1 protein-coding gene is annotated in these 21,803 nt (G+C 63.9%); it reads right to left on the bottom strand.

The window, feature by feature from the left end; all coding sequences use genetic code 11:
- Positions 1-59: 59 nt before the first annotated feature.
- Positions 60-21,800 (bottom strand): Ig-like domain-containing protein, encoded by a 21,741-nt coding sequence (locus P8T11_RS21475; protein ID WP_268080114.1) that lies wholly within the window; start codon positions 21,798-21,800, stop codon positions 60-62.
- Positions 21,801-21,803 lie beyond the last annotated feature (3 nt).

Below are 21,803 nucleotides of genomic sequence, written 5' to 3'. Positions count from 1 at the left end.
AGCGCGACAGGGCGGGCAGGGTTGCCCCCACCCGCCCCGTCCGCCCTGTCGCCAGGTCCTCAGTCCAGCAGGTCCATCAAGGCGGCATCCTCCACATCGTGCTGCCGGGCCGCTTGCGCCAACTGCTGAGCGAACGGTGCTCCCGCCAACTTGACCGGCTCGGCTGCCGCCGCCCGGGGCGAGGTGTCCGGTGAGGTTTCCGGACGCGATGCGGCATCCGCCGCGCCACGTTGTTCACGCAGCTCGCCTGACAGGAAGTCGATCGTGACAAGCCGGTCGACGGTCACTCCAGTCGCTGAGCGCTGCGTCAGGCGCAGGGTCAACGCTTCCACGCCTGCCGGGCGATTGATCAGAAAGAGCCCCTGTCCATCCGCCTGCACCCAATCCGGCAGTGCCGCACCGTTGGCCAGCGTGACGCTCATGCCGTCTGCACCGGCTCCCCCGTTGATGATGATGAGCAACTGGTCGCCACGCCCCAGCATATCCAACTGCAATCCGCCGCCCAGCGGCAAGGACGACAACACCGCCTGCCCCCCTTCCAGCCCGCCGCCCAAGGCGGACCTCAGCAGTTGGTGCAAGCCGCTGCGCGCGCCCATATCGTCGTTGCCGTTCAGCGCCGAGAGTTCGTTGACGGCATTCAGGACCGCGCCCACGGCCCCGAAGGAGCCCACATGGCCAAGGTTGTCGACACCATTGACCGCCCGCGACACCGCGCCATCCGGATGCAGAAGATCCGCGGTGCCGTTCAGTGAACCCAGGCTATTGACCGTTTGGATCAGCACTGAATTCGCCTCGCCCGCCCGATACAGACCGCCGTTGCCCCCCGTGTCCAAGGCGCCGGCCCCCGGCAGCGGGGCCCGACGAAGCTCCTCTTGCTCCGTGAACACAGGCGTCGAGTTGGACAGCCTGATCGTTGCTTCCGTAAGACCGCCGTTGCCGTCGCCCACCGTGTAGCGCACGATCAACTCGCCCACGAAGTTCGCGGATGGGGTGAAGACGTAGCTGCCGTCGGCGCGTACCAGCAACGTTCCCCGGCCCGGGATCATGATCGGCGTGCCGACGGGCGTGCTGCCGGCCACCCCGTCCACGCTGACCTCGATGACGCGCAAGGGATCGCCGTCGGCGTCCGACGCGCCAGCCAGCAAGCCCTGGTCAGCCGGCACGTCCACGCCGTCACCCAGCGGCAAGCTCACCGTTCCTCCCGGCACGATCGGACTATCGTTCACGGCCGTCACATTCACCGTAACGGTCGCCGTCTCGGTAACACCCCCCGAAGTCACGGTGTAGGTGAAGTTCGTGGTGCCGTTGTAGTTGGCCGAAGGCGCGAAGTCCAAGGTGCCATCGGCGCGCAGCGTCACCAAGCCGTTGGCTACCGTGACCGGCGTTCCCACCACCACGGCAGACCCATCGATAGCCGTGATGGCGTGAGCGGTGTTTTCGAACGTGTTGTTGGCCTGGACCGCGATATTGACCGTCGTATCTTCGTTGGTCGTCACCGTGTCGTGGTCGATGTCCACAATCGCCCCGACGGTCACGTTCACCACCGTTCGCACCGAGCCTCCGCTGCTATCGGTAATCGTGACCACGAAGCGGTCGTTGCCGTGGAAATCGCCGATGGCCGTGTAGACGTAGTCTCCGGTAACTGCATCCAGCGTCACCACGCCGTGGACCGGCAAGGTGGTCATCGTGTACTGCACCGGTTCACCGTCCGAATCCGACGCCTCCACGCGTCCAACAACCGATGTGTCTTCCGTTGTCGGCACGCCGTACTCGCCCGTGGCGGGGTTCAACACCTGGCCGCCAATCCGGACGTCCACCAAGATGGGTACGTCGTTGATCGAGGTGACGTTGACCGTGGCCGTCGCGGTCTCGGTAACGCCACCCGAGGTCACGGAGTAGGTGAAGCTGGTTGAACCGTGGTAGTGCGAGGCCGGCAGGAAGTCCAGGGTGCCGTCCGCCTTCAGGGTGACCAACCCGTTGGCGATTGCCACCGGCGTGCCCACCACGATGGCGTTGCCGTCGATGGCCGAGATGATGCGTCCGGCGTTTTCGAAGCTGTCGTTACCCCCCACCACGATGGTGACCGCTGTGTCTTCGTTGGTCGTGACCGTGTCGTTGGCAATGTCCACTACTGCCGCGACCGTGACGCTTACCGTCGACTGCGTCACGTTGCCTTCGCCGTCGTCGATGCTGATGATGAAGCTGTCGCTGCCGTAGTAGTCGGCCGTGGGCGTGTAGGTGTATGCGCCCGTCACCGAATCAACCGTGACCACCCCGTGCATGGCAGCCAAGGATACGTTGTAGACCAGCGTATCGCCGTCACCATCCACCGCCGAGACCTGGCCATTGAAGACAGCGTCTTCGTTCAGGCTGATTGCATAGTTGCCCGTGGCAGGATCAAAGGTTTGACCGGGAACCGCGGGATCCACCGTCATCGGCACATCCGCCACGGCAGTGACGGTGACCGTAACGCTTGCCGTCTCCACGGCACCGCCGGATGTCACGGTGTAGGTGAAGCTCGTGGACCCGTTGTAGTTCAAGGCCGGGGCGAAGTCCAAGGTGCCATCGGGCTTCAACGTGACCGAACCGTTGGCAACCGCGACTGGCGTACCCACTACCACCGCAATACCGTCGATGGCCGTGATGCTGCGTCCGGCATTCTCGAAGCTGTCGTTACTGACCACGGCGATGTTGACCGTCGTGTCCTCATCGGTCGTGACCGTGTCGTCGGTGATATCCACCACGGCAGCCACTGTCACCGTCACCGTCGACAAGCTGATGTTGCCCGTGCCGTCGTCGATGCTGATGATGAAGCTGTCGGCACCGTAGTAGTCGGCAGTCGGGGTGTACGTGTACGCCCCCGTTGCCGAATCCACCGTCACCATGCCGTGCGTCGCGGGGGTATCCACCCCATACACCAGCGTGTCACCGTCGCCATCCACCGCCGAGACCTGGCCATTGAAGACAGCGTCCTCGTTCAGGCTGATTGCATAGTTGCCCGTGGCCGGATCAAAGATCTGACCGGGGACTGCGGGATCGACATTCATCGGCGCATCAGCCACGGCGGTCACGGTGACCGTGACGCCTGCCGACTCGGTGACGCCACCCGAGGTCACCGTGTACGTGAAGCTGGTCGAGCCGTTGAAGTCGGTAGTCGGCGTGAAGTCCAAGGTTCCATCGGCTTTCAGCGTGACCGATCCGTTGGCAACCGCAATCGGCGTACCGACCACCGCCGCAATGCCGTCGATGGCCGAGATGATGCGTCCGGCGTTCTCGAAGCTGTCGTTGCCCAGCACCACTATGTTGACCGTCGTGTCCTCGTTGGTGGTGATCGCGTCGTTGTCGATGTCGACCACCGCCGCGACTGTGACGCTTACCGTCGACTGCGTCACGTTGCCTTCGCCATCGTCGATGTTGATGATGAAGCTATCGCTGCCGTTGTAGTCGGCAGTCGGCGTATAGGTGTAGGCACCCGTCACCGAATCAACCGTCACCACGCCATGCATCGCCGGGGTACTTATGCCATAAGTCAGCGTGTCACCGTCGCCGTCAACCGCCGAGACTTGGCCGGTGAAGACAGCGTCCTCGTTCAGGCTGATTGCATAGTTGCCCGTGGCAGGATCAAAGGTCTGACCGGGGACTGCCGGGTCGACCGTCACCGGTACATCCGCCACTGCCGTCACAGTCACCGTGACCGATGCCGTCTCCACCGCGCCGCCAGACGTCACGGTGTAGGTGAAGCTCGTGGACCCGTTGTAGTTCAAGGCCGGGGCGAAGTCCAAGGTGCCATCGGCCTTCAACGTGACTGAACCGTTGGCGACCGCGACCGGCGTGCCGACCATGACTGCGTTGCCGTCGATTGCCGTGATGCTGCGTCCGGCGTTCTCGAAGCTGTCGTTGCCCACCACGGCGATGTTGACCGTCGTATCCTCATCGGTCGTGATCGTGTCGTCGGCGATATCCACCACCGCCGCGACCGTGACACTCACCATCGACAGGGTGACGTTGCCCGCACCGTCATTGATGCTGATGATGAAGCTGTCGCTGCCGTAGTAATCCGCCGTCGGCGTGTACGTGTAGGCACCCGTCACCGGATCAACGGTGACCATGCCGTGCGTTGCCGGGGTATCCACCCCACAAGCCAGCGTGTCACCATCGCCGTCAACCGCCGAGACTTGACCATTGACGGCCGTTTCCTCGCTAGTGCTCACCGCATAGTTACCGGTGGCTGGGTCGAAGGTCTGGCCCGGTACTGCCGGGTCGACCGTCACTGGTACATCCGCCACCGCCGTCACGGTCACCGTGACCGATGCCGTCTCCACCGCACCGCCAGACGTCACGGTGTAGGTGAAGCTGGTCGGGCCATTGAAATCCGTGGTCGGCGTGAAGTCCAAGGTGCCGTCGGCTTTCAACGTCACAGAACCGTTGCTGACCAGGACCGGCGTTCCCACCACCACCGCAATGCCGTCAATGGCGGTGATGGCGCGTCCGGCGTTCTCGAAGCCATCGTTGGCGACCACGGCGATGTTGACCGGGGTGTCTTCATTGGTCGTGATCGTGTCGTTGACGATATCCACCACCGCCGCGACCGTCACGCTTACCGTCGACAAGATGACATTGCCGGTGCCGTCATCAATGCGGATGACGAAACTGTCGGTGCCGTAGTAATCCGCCGTCGGCGTGTAGGTGTACGCGCCCGTTGCGAGGTCGACCGTTACCATGCCGTGCGTGGCAGCCGAGGATACGCTGTAGGTCAGCGTATCGCCGTCGCCATCCACCGCCGAGACCTGGCCGTTGAAGACGGCGTCCTCGTTCAGGCTGATCGCGTAGTTGCCCGTGGCAGGATCAAAGGTTTGGCCAGGTACTGCTGGATCCACCGCCACCGGCGCATCCGCGATTGCGGTGACGGTCACCGTGACGGTTGCCGTCTCCACCGCCCCGCCAGACGTCACGGTGTACGTGAAGCTGGTCGGGCCGTTGTAGTTCAAGGCTGGCGTGCAGTCCAAGGTGCCATCGGCCTTCAACGTAACCGAACCGTTGGCAACCGCGACCGGCGTGCTGACCATGACTGCGTTGCCGTCGATGGCCGTGATGCTGCGTCCGGCGTTCTCGAAGCTGTCGTTGCCCACCACTGCGATGTTGACCGTCGTGTCCTCATCGGTCGTGACCGTGTCGTCGCTGATATCCACCACCGCCGCGACCGTGACGCTTACCGTCGACAAGCTGATATTGCCCGTGCCGTCATCGACGCTGATGATGAAGCTATCGGCACCGTAGTAGTCGGCGGTCGACGTGTAGGTGTAGGCACCCGTTGCCGGGTCAACCGTCACCATGCCGTGCGTCGCGGGGGTATCCACCCCATACACCAGCGTGTCTCCATCGCCATCAACCGCCGAGACCTGGCCGTTAAAGGCCCCGTCCTCGTTCAGGCTGATAGCGTAGTTGCCCGTGGCAGGATCAAAGACTTGACCGGCTACGGCAGGATCCACCATCACCGGCGCATCCGCTGCCGGGGTGACAGTCACCGTGACCGATGCCGTTTCCACCGCTCCGCCTGACGTCACCGTGTAGGTGAAGCTGGTCGAACCGTTGTAGTTGGCCGTGGGCGCAAAGTCCAAGGTGCCGTCGGCTTTCAGCGTGACCGATCCGTTGGCAACCGCGATCGGCGTACCGACCATGGCTGCGTTGCCATCGATTGCCGTGATGCTGCGTCCGGCGTTCTCAAAGCTATCGTTGGCGACTACTGCGATGTTGACCGTGGTGTCTTCGTTGGTCGTGATCGTATCGTCGGTGATATCCACCACCGCCGCGACCGTGACACTCACCGTCGACAGGGTGACGTTGCCCGCGCCGTCATTGATGCTGATGGTGAAGCTGTCGCTGCCGTAGTAGTCGGCCGTCGGTGTGTAGGTGTAGGCACCCGTTGCCGGGTCAACCGTCACCATGCCGTGCGTTGCCGGGGTGTCCACCCCATACACCAGCGTATCGCCGTCACCATCCACCGCCGAGACCTGGCCGTTGAAGACGGCGTCCTCGTTCAGGCTGATTGCGTAGTTGCCCGTGGCAGGATCAAAGATTTGACCGGGCACTGCCGGGTCGACCGTCACTGGTACATCCACCACCGCCGTCACGGTCACCGTGACCGATGCCGTCTCCACCGCGCCGCCAGACGTCACGGTGTAGGTGAAGCTGGTCGGGCCGTTGAAGTCCGTTGCCGGCGTGAAGTCCAAGGTGCCATCGGCTTTCAAGGTGACCGAACCGTTGGCCACTGCGACCGGTATGCCCACCAAGATGGCATTGCCATCGATTGCCGTGATGCTGCGTCCGGCGTTCTCGAAGCTGTCGTTGCCCACCACTGCGATGTTGACCGTCGTGTCCTCATCGGTCGTGATCGTGTCGTCGATGATATCCACCACCGCCGCTACCGCGACGCTTACGGTCGACTGCGTCACGTTGCCTTCGCCGTCATCGATGCTGATGATGAAGCTGTCGCTGCCGTAGTAATCTGCCGTCGGCGTGTACGTGTACGCGCCCGTTGCCAGATCCACCGTGACCATGCCGTGCGTGGCAGCCGAAGATACGCTGTAAGTCAGCGTGTCTCCGTCTCCATCCACCGCCGAAACCTGGCCATTGAAGACAGCGTCTTCATTCAGGCTGATCGCATAGTTGCCCGTGGCAGGATCAAAGGTTTGGCCAGGTACTGCCGGATCCACCGCCACCGGCGCATCCGCGATTGCGGTGACGGTCACCGTGACGGTTGCCGTCTCGACCGCCCCGCCAGACGTCACGGTGTACGTGAAGCTCGTGGACCCGTTGTAGTTCAAGACCGGGGCGAAGTCCAAGGTGCCGTCGACCTTCAACGTCACAGAACCGTTGGCGACCGCGACCGGCGTTCCCACTACCACCGAATTGCCATCAATGGCGGTTATGGCGCGTCCGGCGTTCTCGAAACTGTCGTTGCCGACCACTGCGATGTTGACCGTCGTGTCCTCATCCGTCGTGACCGTGTCGTCAGTGATATCCACCACCGCCGCAACCGTGACACTCACCGTCGACAGGGTGACGTTGCCCGCGCCGTCGTCGATGCTGATGATGAAGCTGTCGGCACCGTAGTAGTCGGCCGTCGGCGTGTAGGTGTAGGCGCCCGTCACCGGATCAACCGTCACAATGCCGTGCGTCGCAGGGGTGTCCACCCCATACACCAGCGTATCGCCGTCGCCATCCACCGCCGAGACCTGGCCATTGAAGGCAGCGTCCTCGTTCAGGCTGATTGCGTAGTTGCCAGTGGCCGGATCGAAGACTTGACCGGGTACGGCAGGATCCACCGCCATCGGCGCATCCGCTACCGGGGTGACAGTCACCGTGACCGATGCCGTCTCCACCGCGCCGCCAGACGTCACGGTGTAGGTGAAGCTGGTCGAACCGTTGTAGTTCAAGGCCGGGGCAAAGTCCAAGGTGCCGTCGGCCTTCAAGGTGACCGAACCGTTGGCAACCATAACCGGCGTGCCCACCATGATGGCGTTGCCGTCGATGGCCGTGATGCTGCGTCCGGCGTTCTCGAAGCTGTCGTTGCCGACAACAGCGATATTGACCGTCGTGTCCTCATCGGTCGTGACCGTGTCGTCGGTGATATCCACCACGGCAGCCCCTGTCACCGTCACCGTCGACAAGCTGATATTGCCCGTGCCGTCGTCGATGCTGATGACAAAGCTGTCGGTACCGTAGTAATCCGCCGTCGGCGTGTACGTGTAGGCACCCGTTGCCAAGTCCACCGTGACGAGGCCGTGCGTGGCAGCCGAGGATACGCTGTAAGTCAGCGTGTCACCGTCGCCATCAACCGCCGAAACCTGGCCATTGAAGGCAGCGTCCTCGTTCAGGCTGATTGCGTAGTTGCCAGTGACCGGATCGAAGACTTGACCGGGCACTGCCGGGTCGACCGTCACTGGTACATCCGCCACCGCCGTCACGGTCACCATGACCGATGCCGTCTCCACCGCCCCGCCAGACGTCACGGTGTAGGTGAAACTGGTCGAGCCGTTGTAGTTCGCAGCCGGGGCAAAGTCCAAGGTGCCATCGGCCTTCAAGGTGACCGAACCGTTAGCAACCAGGACCGGCATGCCCACCATGACTGCGTTGCCGTCGATGGCCGTGATGCTGCGTCCGGCGTTCTCGAAGCTGTCGTTGGCGACGACTGCGATGTTGACCGTGGCGTCTTCGTTGGTCGTGATCGTGTCGTCGGTGATATCCACCACCGCCGCGACCGTGACACTCACCGTCGACAGGGTGACGTTGCCCGCGCCGTCATTGATGCTGATGGTGAAGCTGTCGCTGCCGTAGTAGTCGGCCGTCGGCGTGTAGGTGTAGGCACCCGTTGCCGGGTCAACCGTCACCATGCCGTGCGTCGCGGGGGTATCCACCCCATACACCAGCGTGTCTCCATCGCCATCAACCGCCGAGACCTGGCCGTTAAAGGCCCCGTCTTCGTTCAGGCTGATCGCGTAGTTGCCTGTTGCCGGATCGAAGACTTGACCGGGTACGGCAGGATCCACCGTCATCGGCGCATCCGCTATCGGGGTGACAGTCACCGTGACCGATGCCGTCTCCACCGCGCCGCCAGATGTCACGGTGTACGTGAAGCTGGTCGAACCGTTGTAGTTCAAGGCCGGGGCAAAGTCCAAGGTGCCGTCGGCTTTCAGCGTGACCGAACCGTTGGCAACCATGACCGGCGTGCCCACCATGATGGCGTTGCCGTCGATGGCCGTGATGCTGCGTCCGGCGTTCTCGAAGCTGTCGTTGCCCACCACTGCGATGTTGACCGTCGTGTCCTCATCGGTCGTGACCGTGTCGTCGGTGATATCCACCACCGCCGCGACCGTGACGCTTACCATCGACAGGGTGACGTTGCCCGCACCGTCATTGATGCTGATGGTGAAGCTGTCGCTGCCGTAGTAATCCGCCGTCGGGGTGTAGGTGTAGGCGCCCGTCAACGGATCAACGGTAACCATGCCGTGCGTTGCCGGGGTATCCACCCCATACACCAACGTATCGCCGTCGCCATCCACCGCCGAGACCTGGCCGCTGAAGACGGCGTCCTCGTTCAGGCTGATCGCGTAGTTGCCTGTTGCCGGATCGAAGACTTGACCGGGTACGGCAGGATCCACCGTCATCGGCGCATCCGCTACCGGGGTGACAGTCACCGTGACCGATGCCGTCTCGACCGCCCCGCCAGACGTCACGGTATAGGTGAAACTGGTCGAACCGTTGTAGTTCAAGGCCGGGGCAAAGTCCAAGGTGCCGTCAGCCTTCAGCGTGACTGAACCGTTGGCGACCGCGACCGGCGTGCCGACCATGACTGCGTTGCCGTCGATGGCCGTGATGGTGCGCGCGGCGTTCTCGAAACTGTCGTTGCCCACCACGGCGATATTGACCGTCGTGTCCTCATCGGTCGTGATCGTGTCGTCGGTGATATCCACCACCGCCGCGACCGTGACACTCACCATCGACAGGGTGACGTTGCCCGCACCGTCATTGATGCTGAGGGTGAAGCTGTCGCTGCCGTAGTAATCCGCCGTCGGCGTATACGTGTAGGCACCCGTCACCGGATCAACGGTGACCATGCCGTGCATCGCCTGGGTATCCACCCCATAAGCCAGCGTGTCACCATCGCCGTCAACCGCCGAGACCTGGCCGTTGAAGACGGCGTCCTCGTTCAGGTTGATGGCGTAGTTGCCAGTGGCCGGATCAAAGACTTGACCGGGTACGGCAGGATCCACCGTCGCCGGCGCATCCGCTACCGGGGTGACAGTCACCGTGACCGATGCCGTCTCGACCGCGCCGCCAGACGTCACGGTATAGGTAAAGCTCGTGGACCCGTTGTAGTTCAAGGCTGGAGCGAAGTCCAAGGTGCCGTCGGCTTTCAGCGTGACCGAGCCGTTGGCGACGGCAACTGGCGTTCCCACCACTACCGCAATGCCATCAATGGCCGTGATTGTGCGCGCGGCGTTCTCGAAACTGTCGTTGCCCACCGCAGCGATATTGACCGTCGTGTCCTCATCGGTCGTGACCGTGTCGTCGCTGATATCCACCACCGCCGCGACCGTGACACTCACCGTCGACAGGGTGACGTTGCCCGCACCGTCATTGATGCTGATGGTGAAGCTGTCGCTGCCGTAGTAATCCGCCGTCGGGGTGTAGGTGTAGGCACCCGTCGCTGGATCAACCGTCACCATGCCGTGCATCGCCGGGGTATCCACCCCATACACCAGCGTGTCTCCGTCGCCGTCAACCGCCGAGACCTGGCCATTAAAGGCCCCGTCTTCGTTCAGGCTGATTGCATAGTTGCCCGTGGCAGGATCAAAGACTTGACCGGCTACGGCAGGATCCACCGTCACCGGCGCATCCGCTACCGCAGTGACGGTTACCGTGACCGATGCCGTCTCCACCACGCCGCCGGAAGTCACGGTATAGGTGAAGCTCGTGGACCCGTTGTAGTTCAAGGCCGGGGCAAAGTCCAAGGTGCCGTCGGCCTTCAGCGTGACTGAACCGTTGGCGACCCCGACCGGCGTGCCCACCATGATGGCGTTGCCGTCGATGGCCGTGATGCTGCGTCCGGCATTCTCGAAGCTGTCGTTACCGACAACTGCGATGTTGACCGTGGTGTCCTCGTCTGTCGTGACCGTGTCGTCGGTGATGTCGACCACCGCCGCTACCGTGACGCTTACCGTCGACTGCGTCACGTTGCCTTCGCCGTCATCGATGCTGATGACAAAGCTGTCGGCACCGTAGTAATCCGCGGTCGGGGTGTAGGTGTAGGCGCCCGTTGCCGGATCGACCGTCACCATGCCGTGCGTTGCCGGAGTGTTCACCGCATACAGCAGCGTGTCTCCGTCGCCGTCAACCGCCGAGACCTGGCCGTTGAAGACGGCGTCCTCGTTCAGGCTGATTGCGTAGTTGCCTGTTGCCGGATCGAAGACTTGACCGGGTACTGCGGGGTCCACCGTCATCGGCACATCCGCCACGGCAGTGACGGTGACCGAAACGGTTGCCGTCTCCACCGCGCCGCCAGACGTCACGGTATAGGTGAAGCTCGTGGACCCGTTGTAGTTCAAGGCTGGCGCGAAGTCCAAGGTGCCGTCGGCCTTCAGCGTGACCGAGCCGTTGGCAACCGCGACCGGCGTTCCCACTACCACCGCAATGCCGTCGATGGCCGTGATCGTGCGTCCGGCGTTCTCGAAACTGTCGTTGCCGACGACTGCGATGTTGACCGTCGTGTCCTCATCCGTCGTGATCGTGTCGTCGGTGATATCCGCCACTGCCGCGACCGTGACACTCACCGTCGACAGGGTGACATTGCCCGCGCCGTCATTGATGCTGATGACGAAGCTGTCGGTACCGTAGTAATCCGCCGTCGGCGTATAGGTGTAGGCACCCGTCGCTGGATCAACCGTCACCATGCCGTGCATCGCCGGGGTATCCACCCCATACACCAGCGTGTCTCCGTCGCCGTCAACCGCCGAGACCTGGCCATTAAAGGCCCCGTCTTCGTTCAGGCTGATTGCATAGTTGCCCGTGGCAGGATCAAAGACTTGACCGGCTACGGCAGGATCCACCGTCACCGGCGCATCCGCTACCGCAGTGACGGTTACCGTGACCGATGCCGTCTCCACCACGCCGCCGGAAGTCACGGTATAGGTGAAGCTCGTGGACCCGTTGTAGTTCAAGGCCGGGGCAAAGTCCAAGGTGCCGTCGGCCTTCAGCGTGACTGAACCGTTGGCGACCCCGACCGGCGTGCCCACCATGACTGCGCTGCCGTCGATGGCAGTGATGCTGCGTCCGGCGTTCTCGAAGCTGTCATTGCCGACGACCGCGATGTTGACCGTTGTGTCTTCATTCGTCGTGATCGTGTCGTCGGTGATATCCACCACCGCCGCTACCGTGACGCTTACCGTCGACAGGATGAAGTTGCCCGCGCCATCATCAATGCTGATGATGAAGCTGTCGGCACCGTAGTAGTCGGCGGTCGGCGTGTACGTGTACGCGCCCGTCACCGAATCCACCGTGACCATGCCGTGCGTCGCGGGGGTATCCACCCCATACACCAGCGTGTCTCCATCGCCATCCACCGCTGAAACCTGGCCGTTGAAGACGGCGTCCTCGTTCAGGCTGATCGCATAGTTGCCTGTTGCCGGATCGAAGACTTGACCGGGTACTGCGGGATCCACCGTCACCGGCGCATCCGCTACCGGGGTGACAGTCACCGTGACCGATGCCGTCTCCATCGCGCCGCCAGACGTCACGGTATAGGTGAAGCTGGTCGAACCGTTGTAGTTCAAGGCCGGCTCAAAGTCCAAGGTGCCGTCGGCCTTCAGCGTGACTGAGCCGTTCGCGACCGCGACCGGCGTTCCCACCACCACCGCAACGCCGTCGATGGCGGTTATGGCGCGCCCGGCGTTCTCGAAGCTGTCGTTGCCGACGACTGCGATGTTGACCGTTGTGTCCTCATTCGTCGTGATCGAGTCGTCGGTGATATCCACCACCGCCGCGACCGTGACACTCACCGTCGACAGAATGAAGTTACCTGCGCCATCATCGATGCGGATGACGAAGCTGTCGCTGCCGTAGTAATCGGCCGTCGGTGTGTAGGTGTAGCCGCCCGTTGCCGGGTCCACCGTGACCATGCCGTGCGTGGCAGCCGAGGATACGCTGTAGGTCAGCGTATCGCCGTCGCCATCAACTGCCGAGACCTGACCCGTGAACGCCCCGTCTTCGTTCAAACTGATCGCATAGTTGCCAGTAGCAGGATCAAAGACCTGGCCGAGGACTGCCGGGTCGACCGTCACTGGTACATCCGCCACCGCCGTCACGGTGACCGTGACCGATGCCGTCTCCACTGCCCCGCCAGACGTCACGGTGTACGTGAAGCTGGTCGGGCCGTTGTAGTTCGCGGCCGGAGCGAAGTCCAGGGTGCCGTCGGCCTTCAACGTCACAGAACCGTTGCTGACCGGGGTAGGCGTTCCCACCGCCACCGCAATGCCGTCGATGGCAGTGATCGTGCGTCCGGCGTTCTCGAAGCTGTCGTTGCCGACCACCGCGATATTGACCGTCGTGTCCTCATCCGTCGTGATCGTGTCGTCGGTGATATCCACCACCGCCGCGACCGTGACGCTTACCGTCGACTGCGTCACGTTGCCTTCGCCGTCATCGATGCGGATGATGAAGCTGTCGCTGCCGTAGTAATCCGCCGTCGGCGTGTAGGTGTAGACGCCCGTTGCCGGATCGACCGTCACCATGCCGTGCGTTGCCGGAGTGTTCACCGCATACAGCAGCGTGTCTCCGTCTCCATCAATCGCCGAGACCTGGCCAGTGAACGCCCCGTCTTCGTTCAGGCTGATTGCGTAGTTGCCCGTCGCAGGATCAAAGGTTTGACCGGGCACCGCGGGATCGACCGTCACTGGTACATCCGCCACCGCCGTCACGGTCACCGTGACCGATGCCGTCTCCACCGCCCCACCAGACGTCACGGTGTACGTGAAGCTCGTGGACCCGTTGTAGTTCAAGGCAGGGGCAAAGTCCAAGGTGCCATCGGCCTTCAACGTGACCGAACCATTGGCCACCAGGACCGGCGTATCGACCACCACCGCAATGCCATCAATGGCAGTGATCGAGCGTCCAGCGTTCTCGAAGCTGTCGTTGCCAACCACTGCGATGTTGACCGTGGTGTCCTCATCGGTCGTGATCGTGTCGTCGCTGATATCCACCACCGCCGCTACCGTGACACTCACCGTCGACAGGACGATGTTGCCCGCACCGTCACCGATGCTGATGATGAAGCTGTCGGCACCGTAGTAGTCGGCCGTCGGCGTGTACGTGTACGCGCCCGTCACCGAATCAACCGTCACCATGCCGTGCGTGGCCGAGGTATCCACCCCATACACCAGCGTATCGCCGTCGCCATCCACGGCCGAGACCTGGCCATTGAAGACAGCGTCCTCGTTCAGGCTGATTGCGTAGTTGCCGGTGGCCGGATCAAAGACTTGACCGGGGACTGCGGGATCCACCGTCACCGGCGCATCCGCCACCGCAGTCACGGTCACCGTGACGGTTGCCGTCTCCACCGTGCCGGCCGATGTCACGGTGTACGTGAAGCTGGCCAACCCGTTGTAGTTGGGCGTCGGCGTGAAGTCCAAGGTGCCGTTGGCTTTGAGCGTGACGGTCCCGTTGGCGACCGCGACCGGCGTGTCCACCACGACAGCGATGCCGTCGATGGCCGTAATCGCATACCCGGCGTCCTCGAACGTATCGTTGCCGCTCACCGCGATATTGACCGTGGTGTCTTCATTCGTCGTGATCGTGTCGTTGACGATATCCGCCACGGCCGCCATCGTCACGTTGACGATGGACTGGACGCTTTCACCCATGCCATCCGACACGGTCACCACGAAGCTGTCGCTGCCGTGGTAGTCGGCATCGGGGGTGTAGGTGTACACGCCCGTTGCGGGGTCAATCACGACGGCGCCATGAAGCGGCTGCGTCGTGACGGCATAGGCCAGCGTGTCGTTGTCGGCATCGGTGGCCGACACCTGGCCGTTGAAGACCGTGTCTTCCAGGTTGCTGACGGCATAGTTGCCGGTGGCCGGATCGAACACCTGGCCGGCGATCGCCGGATCGGCGGGCACCGGCGCACGGTTGCCCGGGGTGACCTGAATCGTGGACACCGCCGTGGCGGATGCCGCTCCGCCGGTATCAGTCACCACGAAGCTGAGTTGACGCGCGCCGGCCGTCGCCGCCACTTGCGTGTTGCGGTACGTAGCGCCGCGCACCAGGGTATCCAGGACGCTCTGGGCGATCACGCCGCCGCCGTTGCGCGTGATGACGAAGCCGCTCAAGACGGAGTAGTTGATCAGCAGGTCCACGGTGTCGACCGTCACGATGGTCGAAGCTGCGGCGTCCAACGCAAAGCTCGCCCCGCCTAGCGTGACGACTTCGTTGGCGCCGTCCAGCGCCCCGGAGACGGTGATCGCCAGTTGCTGAATGTCATTGTCGTCAAAGTCACTGACGTCGGCATTGGCGGTTGCCGCGCTTACCGCGACACCACCGCCTGTTTGGCTGGTGTCGTAGTCCAGCGACCCATCCACCGCGCCGGCCGTGGAATTCAGGTCGATGACGGGCGCGCTGACGTTATCGCGCCAGTCGAAGTTGCGTGTCAGCGGCACGGCGTTGCTGCCGTTGATAGCGGTGTCCAGATCGGTGTCGGCCAGGTTGAATGACACGACCGTGGCCGTCAGGCCGGGTCCGCTGGTCGTGATGACGCCGTCCTGCACGCTGTAGCCGTCATTGACGTTGCCGTGTTCGAAGATGTCCAGCAAGCCGTCATTGTCGGTATCGGTGGTGCTGGTCACCGAAGTTGCTTGTCCGTCACCACGTTCGGTCACGTCCGCCTTGCCATCGTTATCACTGTCCGCATCGTAGTAGTCCGCAGTACCGTCGGCGTCGGTGTCCACCGGCGTCAAACCAAGACTGGCTGCCGCGGTCATTCTGTTGATGCTGGCGGTGTCGGCATCGTAGCGGTCATCCAGGCCGTCATCGTCTACATCCACCATGGCCAGGCCCTGGCCGCTGGGCGGCTTGTAGGCGGCCGTGGTCTGCGCCTCGACGTTATCCGGGATGCCGTCGTTGTCGCTGTCCAGGTCCAGGCGATCCACCAGCCCGTCGCCGTCGCGGTCCTGCGCGGCGTTCAGCGCGCTGACCTTATAGACGCGCACATCATCCAGGCCCAAATACGCGCCATCACCGCCATTGGGCCGGCCAATGGAGAACACCACCACGGGCGTTGTCGACGTGGCGGTAAACGTGATCGAGCCCGTGGACCAGGTCTTGAAGTTGTTGCCGTTATAGGTCAGCGTATCGGCGTTGTACGACACCCCGTCCACGGTAACGACGAAATACGCCTGCATGCCCGGGATCGTCAAGCCATTGACCCCGCCGAAAATCTCCTGGAACGTGATACGCACCACGTCGCCCACCTGGATGCCCGCGGAAGCCGGAAGGATGACTTGCGCCGCCTCTTCCACGAAGCCGCTGTAGATCCCCATGAAGACCTGCCCATCCGCCGCGCCGGGTACACCATTCATGGCGCCCGACCATTGGCCGGACCCGGCCAGGGAGAAACTGCCCTTCCACGTATCCGGCGTGGCCAAGGCGTCGGTGAAGCCGGTGCCGTCGACACTGAAGTTCAGGCTTTGATTTTCAGTATGCGCGTCCGGCAGTCCGCCCTCCATCGAGCCGTCGATCAAAGACGGCGTGGTGGCTTGAGACTCAACGCCATCCAGGATGCCGTCGTTGTCGTCGTCCAGGTCAACCGTGTTGGACACGCCATCGCTATCGGTATCGATGGGCGTAATGGTCGTTACCGCCACATTCGAGGCGGTGGGAGCAAGCACCGAGATGGCCTGTACCGAGATGGTGCGCACGGCGGTCGAGCCGGACGTGGTGCTGAAGTAAACCTGCTCCAGCGCGGCCCGGTAGCTGGCCAGCGTGGCGCTGCCCGTCAGCGTCAATACACCCGTCACGCTGTCGTAGCTGGCGGTGATACCGGTAACGGTGCCGTCAAAAGACAACAGGTCGCCCGCCGCCGGGCTCGACAAGGTGACGGTCATCGAGGCCAGGTTGTTGTTCTCAGGGTCCGTCACCGACACCAGTTTTCCGATGGCGACCTTGTCCTGGTCCTGGGTGGTGCTGTAGCCGGTGCCGGCCGCCGAGCCGTCCAGATCGATGCGCGGCGCGTCTTGCACTTGCGTGACGGTGACCGTGACGTTGGCCGTCTCGGAGGCGCCACCGGAGGTGGCCGTATACGTAAAGACCGTGTTGGCTGACGCAGCCGCGCCAGGGAAATCCAGGCCCGGGGTGAAGGTGATGGTGCCATCGGCGTTCAACACCACCGAACCGTTGGCGACGCTGACCGCGGGTCCGCCCACCGTGATCGCGGTGCCGTTGATGGCCGTGACCGCGCGGCCGCTGTTCTCGAACGTGTCGTTGGCCAGCACGTTGATGATGACTGCCGTCTCTTCGGCGGTGGTGGCGGTGTTGGCCACGATATCCGCAATGGGGTTGACGATGATGTTGACCAGGCCCGTCGCGCTGGAGAAAGCCGTGATGCCGCCATTGACGCTGGCGTCGGCCGTGCCGCCATTGGTGCCGCTGGTCCGGTCCCAGGCACGGATGGTCAGCGTTGCGGTGCCGTTGTAGTCGGCGGTGGGCCGGAAGTACACACGCGAGTTTCCACTGTTGACGAGCAACACCGCGCTGCTGTCGGCGATCGTGCCCATCTGCGTCCAGTTGGTTCCATTGTTGATGGAATACCACCAGGTGCCATTGGTCGTATCCGCGCCCACGATGGCGATGCCCGTCAGCGCGCCGCTATCGATGTCGGAGGTCGACTCGATGAAGTTGTTGACCGACGTGCCGACCGCACCGGTGGGCGCGGGCGCCGGCACGCTGGCGTTCAAGTCTTCGTTGATAGTGGACAGGTTGCGCGTATCCACCTGCAGAACCGGCGCGTCGTTCACCGCCGTCACGGAAACCGCCACGGTATCGCTGGCGGCAGAGAAGGCGGTCGACGTTCCGGGGTTCACCTTGGTGCCGGCCGTGCCGGAACTTTGGTCCCAGGCGCGCAGCGTCAGCGCATTGCCGGCGCTACCGTTGAAGTTGGTCGTGGGCTGGAAGTAGATGCGCGAATCTGGCGTGTCGGACAGCAGCAGCGCGTTGGTGCCGCTGACGGCGCCCACCAGGTTCCAGGTCGTGCCGCCATCCACCGTGTACCACCAGACGCCGTTGCCAGCGTTCGCCGCCGTCAGCGCGATGCCAGACAGCGCGGCCGGATCCAGATCGACGATGCCCACCGTATAGGCCGAGACCAGTTGTCCCACCGCCCCCACGGGGACCGGGTCGTCTTCGCTACCCGTATAGGTCAGCGCCGGTACTGTGTTAAGTACCGGAGCGGTGTTTGCCCGCATCTGTATGGTGTCTGTCGCATCCGAGAACGCCGTGGCGCCGCCGTGGACCGTGGCGTCGGCCGTCGCCCCGTTGGTGCCGCTGGTGCGGTCCCAGGCCCGGATGGTCAGCGCGTTGGCGACATTGCCCAGCACCGCGACGTTGGGTCGGAAGTACAGGCGGCTAACACCATCGGCGGCCAGCAAGCGCGCCGTGGCCTCGGTCAAGGACGCGACCTGCGTCCAGGCCGTGCCGTTGTTGATGGAGTAGTACAGCGTGCCCAAACCGCTCATGCCGGTGACCGCAACGCCCTTCACCGCACCGGTATCGGCGTCGGTGACGCCGCCCACGAGGTCAGACACCAACATGCCTACCTGGCCGACCGGCGCGCCGTTGGTCGGCATGACCGCCACCACGGTCAGCGTCGTATCCGCCAGCACCGGCGCATCGTTGACCGGGGTAATGGCCAGCGACAAGTCCGCGCTGGAACTGCCGCCCGGGGTGGTGATGGTGTAGCGCACCAGCGGAACCAGGCCATCGTAGTTGGATGCCGGGGTGAAGGTATAGGAGCCGTCCGGGTTCAGCGTCAGGCTGCCGGTGGTGACGCCATTGCGCACCAGCGCCGTGGCCACGCCCACGGTGATCGCCGTGTCGGGCGTGCCGTCGGCGTTGCTGTCATAGCTGGCGGCCGTGATGCTGCCGTCGCGGTTGTAGGTGTCGTTGGCCAGCAAGCCCGCCGCCGCCGAGGGCGACAGGGGTGTGTCTTCCACGGTGGTCGCGGAATCAGCCTGCGCCACCGGAGGCGCCACGCCGACGAAGCTGTCGCGCCAGTCCAGGTCGGCGCTAAGCACTTGGGCGTTGCTGCCGTTGGCGAGCATGTCAGCGTCGGTGTCACTCAGGTTGAAACCGGTGACCGTGGCGGTCAGCCCGCTGCCGCTGGTGATCACCGCGCCGTCGTGCATGGCAAAGCCGTCACTGACGGTGCCGTGTTCGAAGATATCCAGCAGCCCATCCTGGTCGGTGTCCGTGGTGCTGGTCACCGAACTCGCTTGGCCGTCACCGCGCTCGGCCACGTCGGCCGTGCCATCGTTGTCGCTATCGGCATCGCGGAAATCTTTCGTGCCGTCGGCGTCGGAATCCACCGGCGTCAAGCCCAGGCTGGCCACCGCCGTCGTCCTGCTGCCACTGACGGTGTCGGCGTCATAGCGGTCATCCAGGCCATCCTGGTCCACATCGACCATGGACAGGCCCTGGCCGCTGGGCGGCTTGTAGCCCGCCGTCGCCTGCGCTTCGACGTTATCGGCAATGCCGTCGTTGTCGCTGTCCAGATCCAGCCTATCGACAATGCCATCCGCGTCGGTATTGGCCGCTTCGTTGATATCCAGGATGCCGTCGTTGTCGTCATCGATGTCGGCAGTATTGGCGACACCGTCGCCATCGGTATCGATGGGCGTGATCGTGGCAACCGCCACGTTGGACGCGGTGGGCGCGGCGACCGACGTCGCCTGCACCGAGAGGGTACGCGCAGCGGTCGAGCCGGACGTGGTGGTGAACGTGACCAGGCCCAGCGCGGTCTGGTAATTGGCCAGCGTGGTGCTGCCCGTCAAGGTCAGCACGCCCGTGCCGCTGTTGTAGCTGGCCGTAATGCCGGCCACGCTGCCGCTCAGCGCCAGGGTGTCGGCCGCCGTGGCGCCCGACAAGGTGATGGTCATCGACGCCAGGTTATTGCCTTCGGGGTCGGTCACGGACACCAGGTTGCCGATGGCGATGGCGCCTTGATCAAGCGTGGTGCTGTAGTTGGACCCAGCGGTCAAACCATCCAGGTCAATGCGGGGCGCGTCCTGCACCTGCGTCACGGTGACCGTCACGTTGGCGGTCTCGGACACGCCGCCCGACGTTGCCGTATACGTGAAGACGGTGTTCGCAGAGGCCAGGGCGCCCGGATAATCGGCGCCCGGGGTGAAGGCGATGGTGCCGTCGGCGTTCAGCACCACCGACCCGTTCGCCACGCTGACTGCCGGCCCGCCCACGGTGATCCCGGTGCCGTTGATGGCGGTGACGACGCGGCCGCTGTTCTCGAACGTGTCGTTGCCCAGCACATTGATAATGACCGGCGCTTCTTCCGCCGTGGTGGCGGTGTCCGCCACGATGTCGGCAACAGCGCTGACCGTGATGCCGACCGAGCCCGTGGCGCTGGAAAAGGCGGTGATGCCGCCATTGACGCTGGCGTCGGCCGTGCCGCCATTGGTGCCGCTGGTCTGGTCCCAGGCCCGGATCGTCAGCGTGGCCGTGCCGTTGTAGTCCGCGTTGGGACGGAAGTACACGCGCGAGCTGGTGCTGTTGGCAAGCAGCACCGCGCTGCTGTCGGTCACCGCGCCCATCTGCGTCCAGTTCGTGCCGTTGTTGGCGGAATACCACCAGGTGCCATTGGCCGTATCGGCGCCCATGATCGCGATGCCCGTCAATGCGCCGGCGTCGACGTCGGTGGTCGAACCGATGAAGTTGTTCACCGTTGAGCCTACCGCGCCCGTCGGCGCGGGCGCCGCCACGCCGACGTTCAGATCTTCGTTGATGGTCGTCAAGGTGCGCGTGGCCGCATTGAGCAACGGCGCGTCATTAACCGCCGTCACCGAAACCGCCACGGTATCCGAGGCGGTGGACACCGCGCCGGTAATCGTGGTGGGGTTCACCTTGGTGCCCACCGTGCCGGCGCTCTGATCCCAGCCCCGCAACGTCAGCGCATTGCCCGCGCTGCCATTGAAGTTGGCGTTGGGCTGGAAGTAGATACGCGAATTCGGCGTGTCGGACAACAGCAGCGCGCTGGTTGTGCTGACGGTGCCGACGGCGCTCCAGTTGGCGCCGCCGTCCAGCGTGTACCACCACGTGCCGTTCGTCGTTACGGTGCCGATTACCGCAATGCCCTTGACGGCGCCGGGATCGGCATCGGTCAGGCCGGCCGTGTAGTTGGAAATCGTGGCGCCCACCGCGCCGCTGGGCGCGCCGGAATCTTCGGCGCCGGTATAGGTCAGGTTCAAGGCGTTGTCCAGCACCGGCGGCGCCAGCAGATAGCTCCAGCCCTCTGCCGCAACGGCGACGGTTTCGATGGAACCGCTCTGGTGTTCCAGCGTCCAGTCGCCGCCCAGCATGGCCGCGCCGGTGGTGTCCGACGATGCAGCCACGTCCGCGCCGGTAATCACGCCCAGCGTCTGCACCGCAAGCGCGCCAACATCGCCCTGACCGAAGTCGCAGCCGTAAAGCAGCACGTCGGCGTCGGCGCTCAGGGCCGACCCAATCTGCGTCAACACCTCGCGGTATTCGCCTTGCATGGATTCCAGCGTCAGCGTGGCGGCGCCCAGTTGCAGCGTGCCCGCTTCGCCGTGGCTCAGGATATGGACGGCATCCACATCCTGACGGCCATTGAGCGTCTCGGCCATGAAGCGCACGCCGTCGACACCCGGCTCGATGAAGTGGACCTCGGCCCCGGGCGGCAGGGACTGCGCCAGCGCATCCGCGTCGTCAACGGTGCGGTCAATGAAGTAGACCTCGTGGCGCGGCTCCGCCGGTTCGGCCGCGCTCGCCTTGTGCTGTTCCACGGCACCCAAGGCGGCGATCAGTTCGGCATGCGCCTGGGTATCCGCCGCGGGCGGCGCGTCGGGGACGGCCTGCGCCACTTCGTGCGCCGTCTGGGCCATGGCGGCGTCCAGCAGGACGCGGGGTTCAAGGGCCTGGAGGAAGAGGCGCGAGCTCAGCGTGCGAGGGCCGAGGGCTTGCTGGGTCTTCTTGCCGAAACGCGAAGCGGAATTGTTTTTCACTGC

It is taken from the genome of Achromobacter spanius (genome assembly GCF_029637605.1).
Lineage (GTDB): Bacteria > Pseudomonadota > Gammaproteobacteria > Burkholderiales > Burkholderiaceae_B > Achromobacter > Achromobacter spanius_E.
The sequence above is the reverse complement of the archived record's forward strand: the minus strand, read 5'-3'. Positions and strand labels throughout refer to the sequence as shown.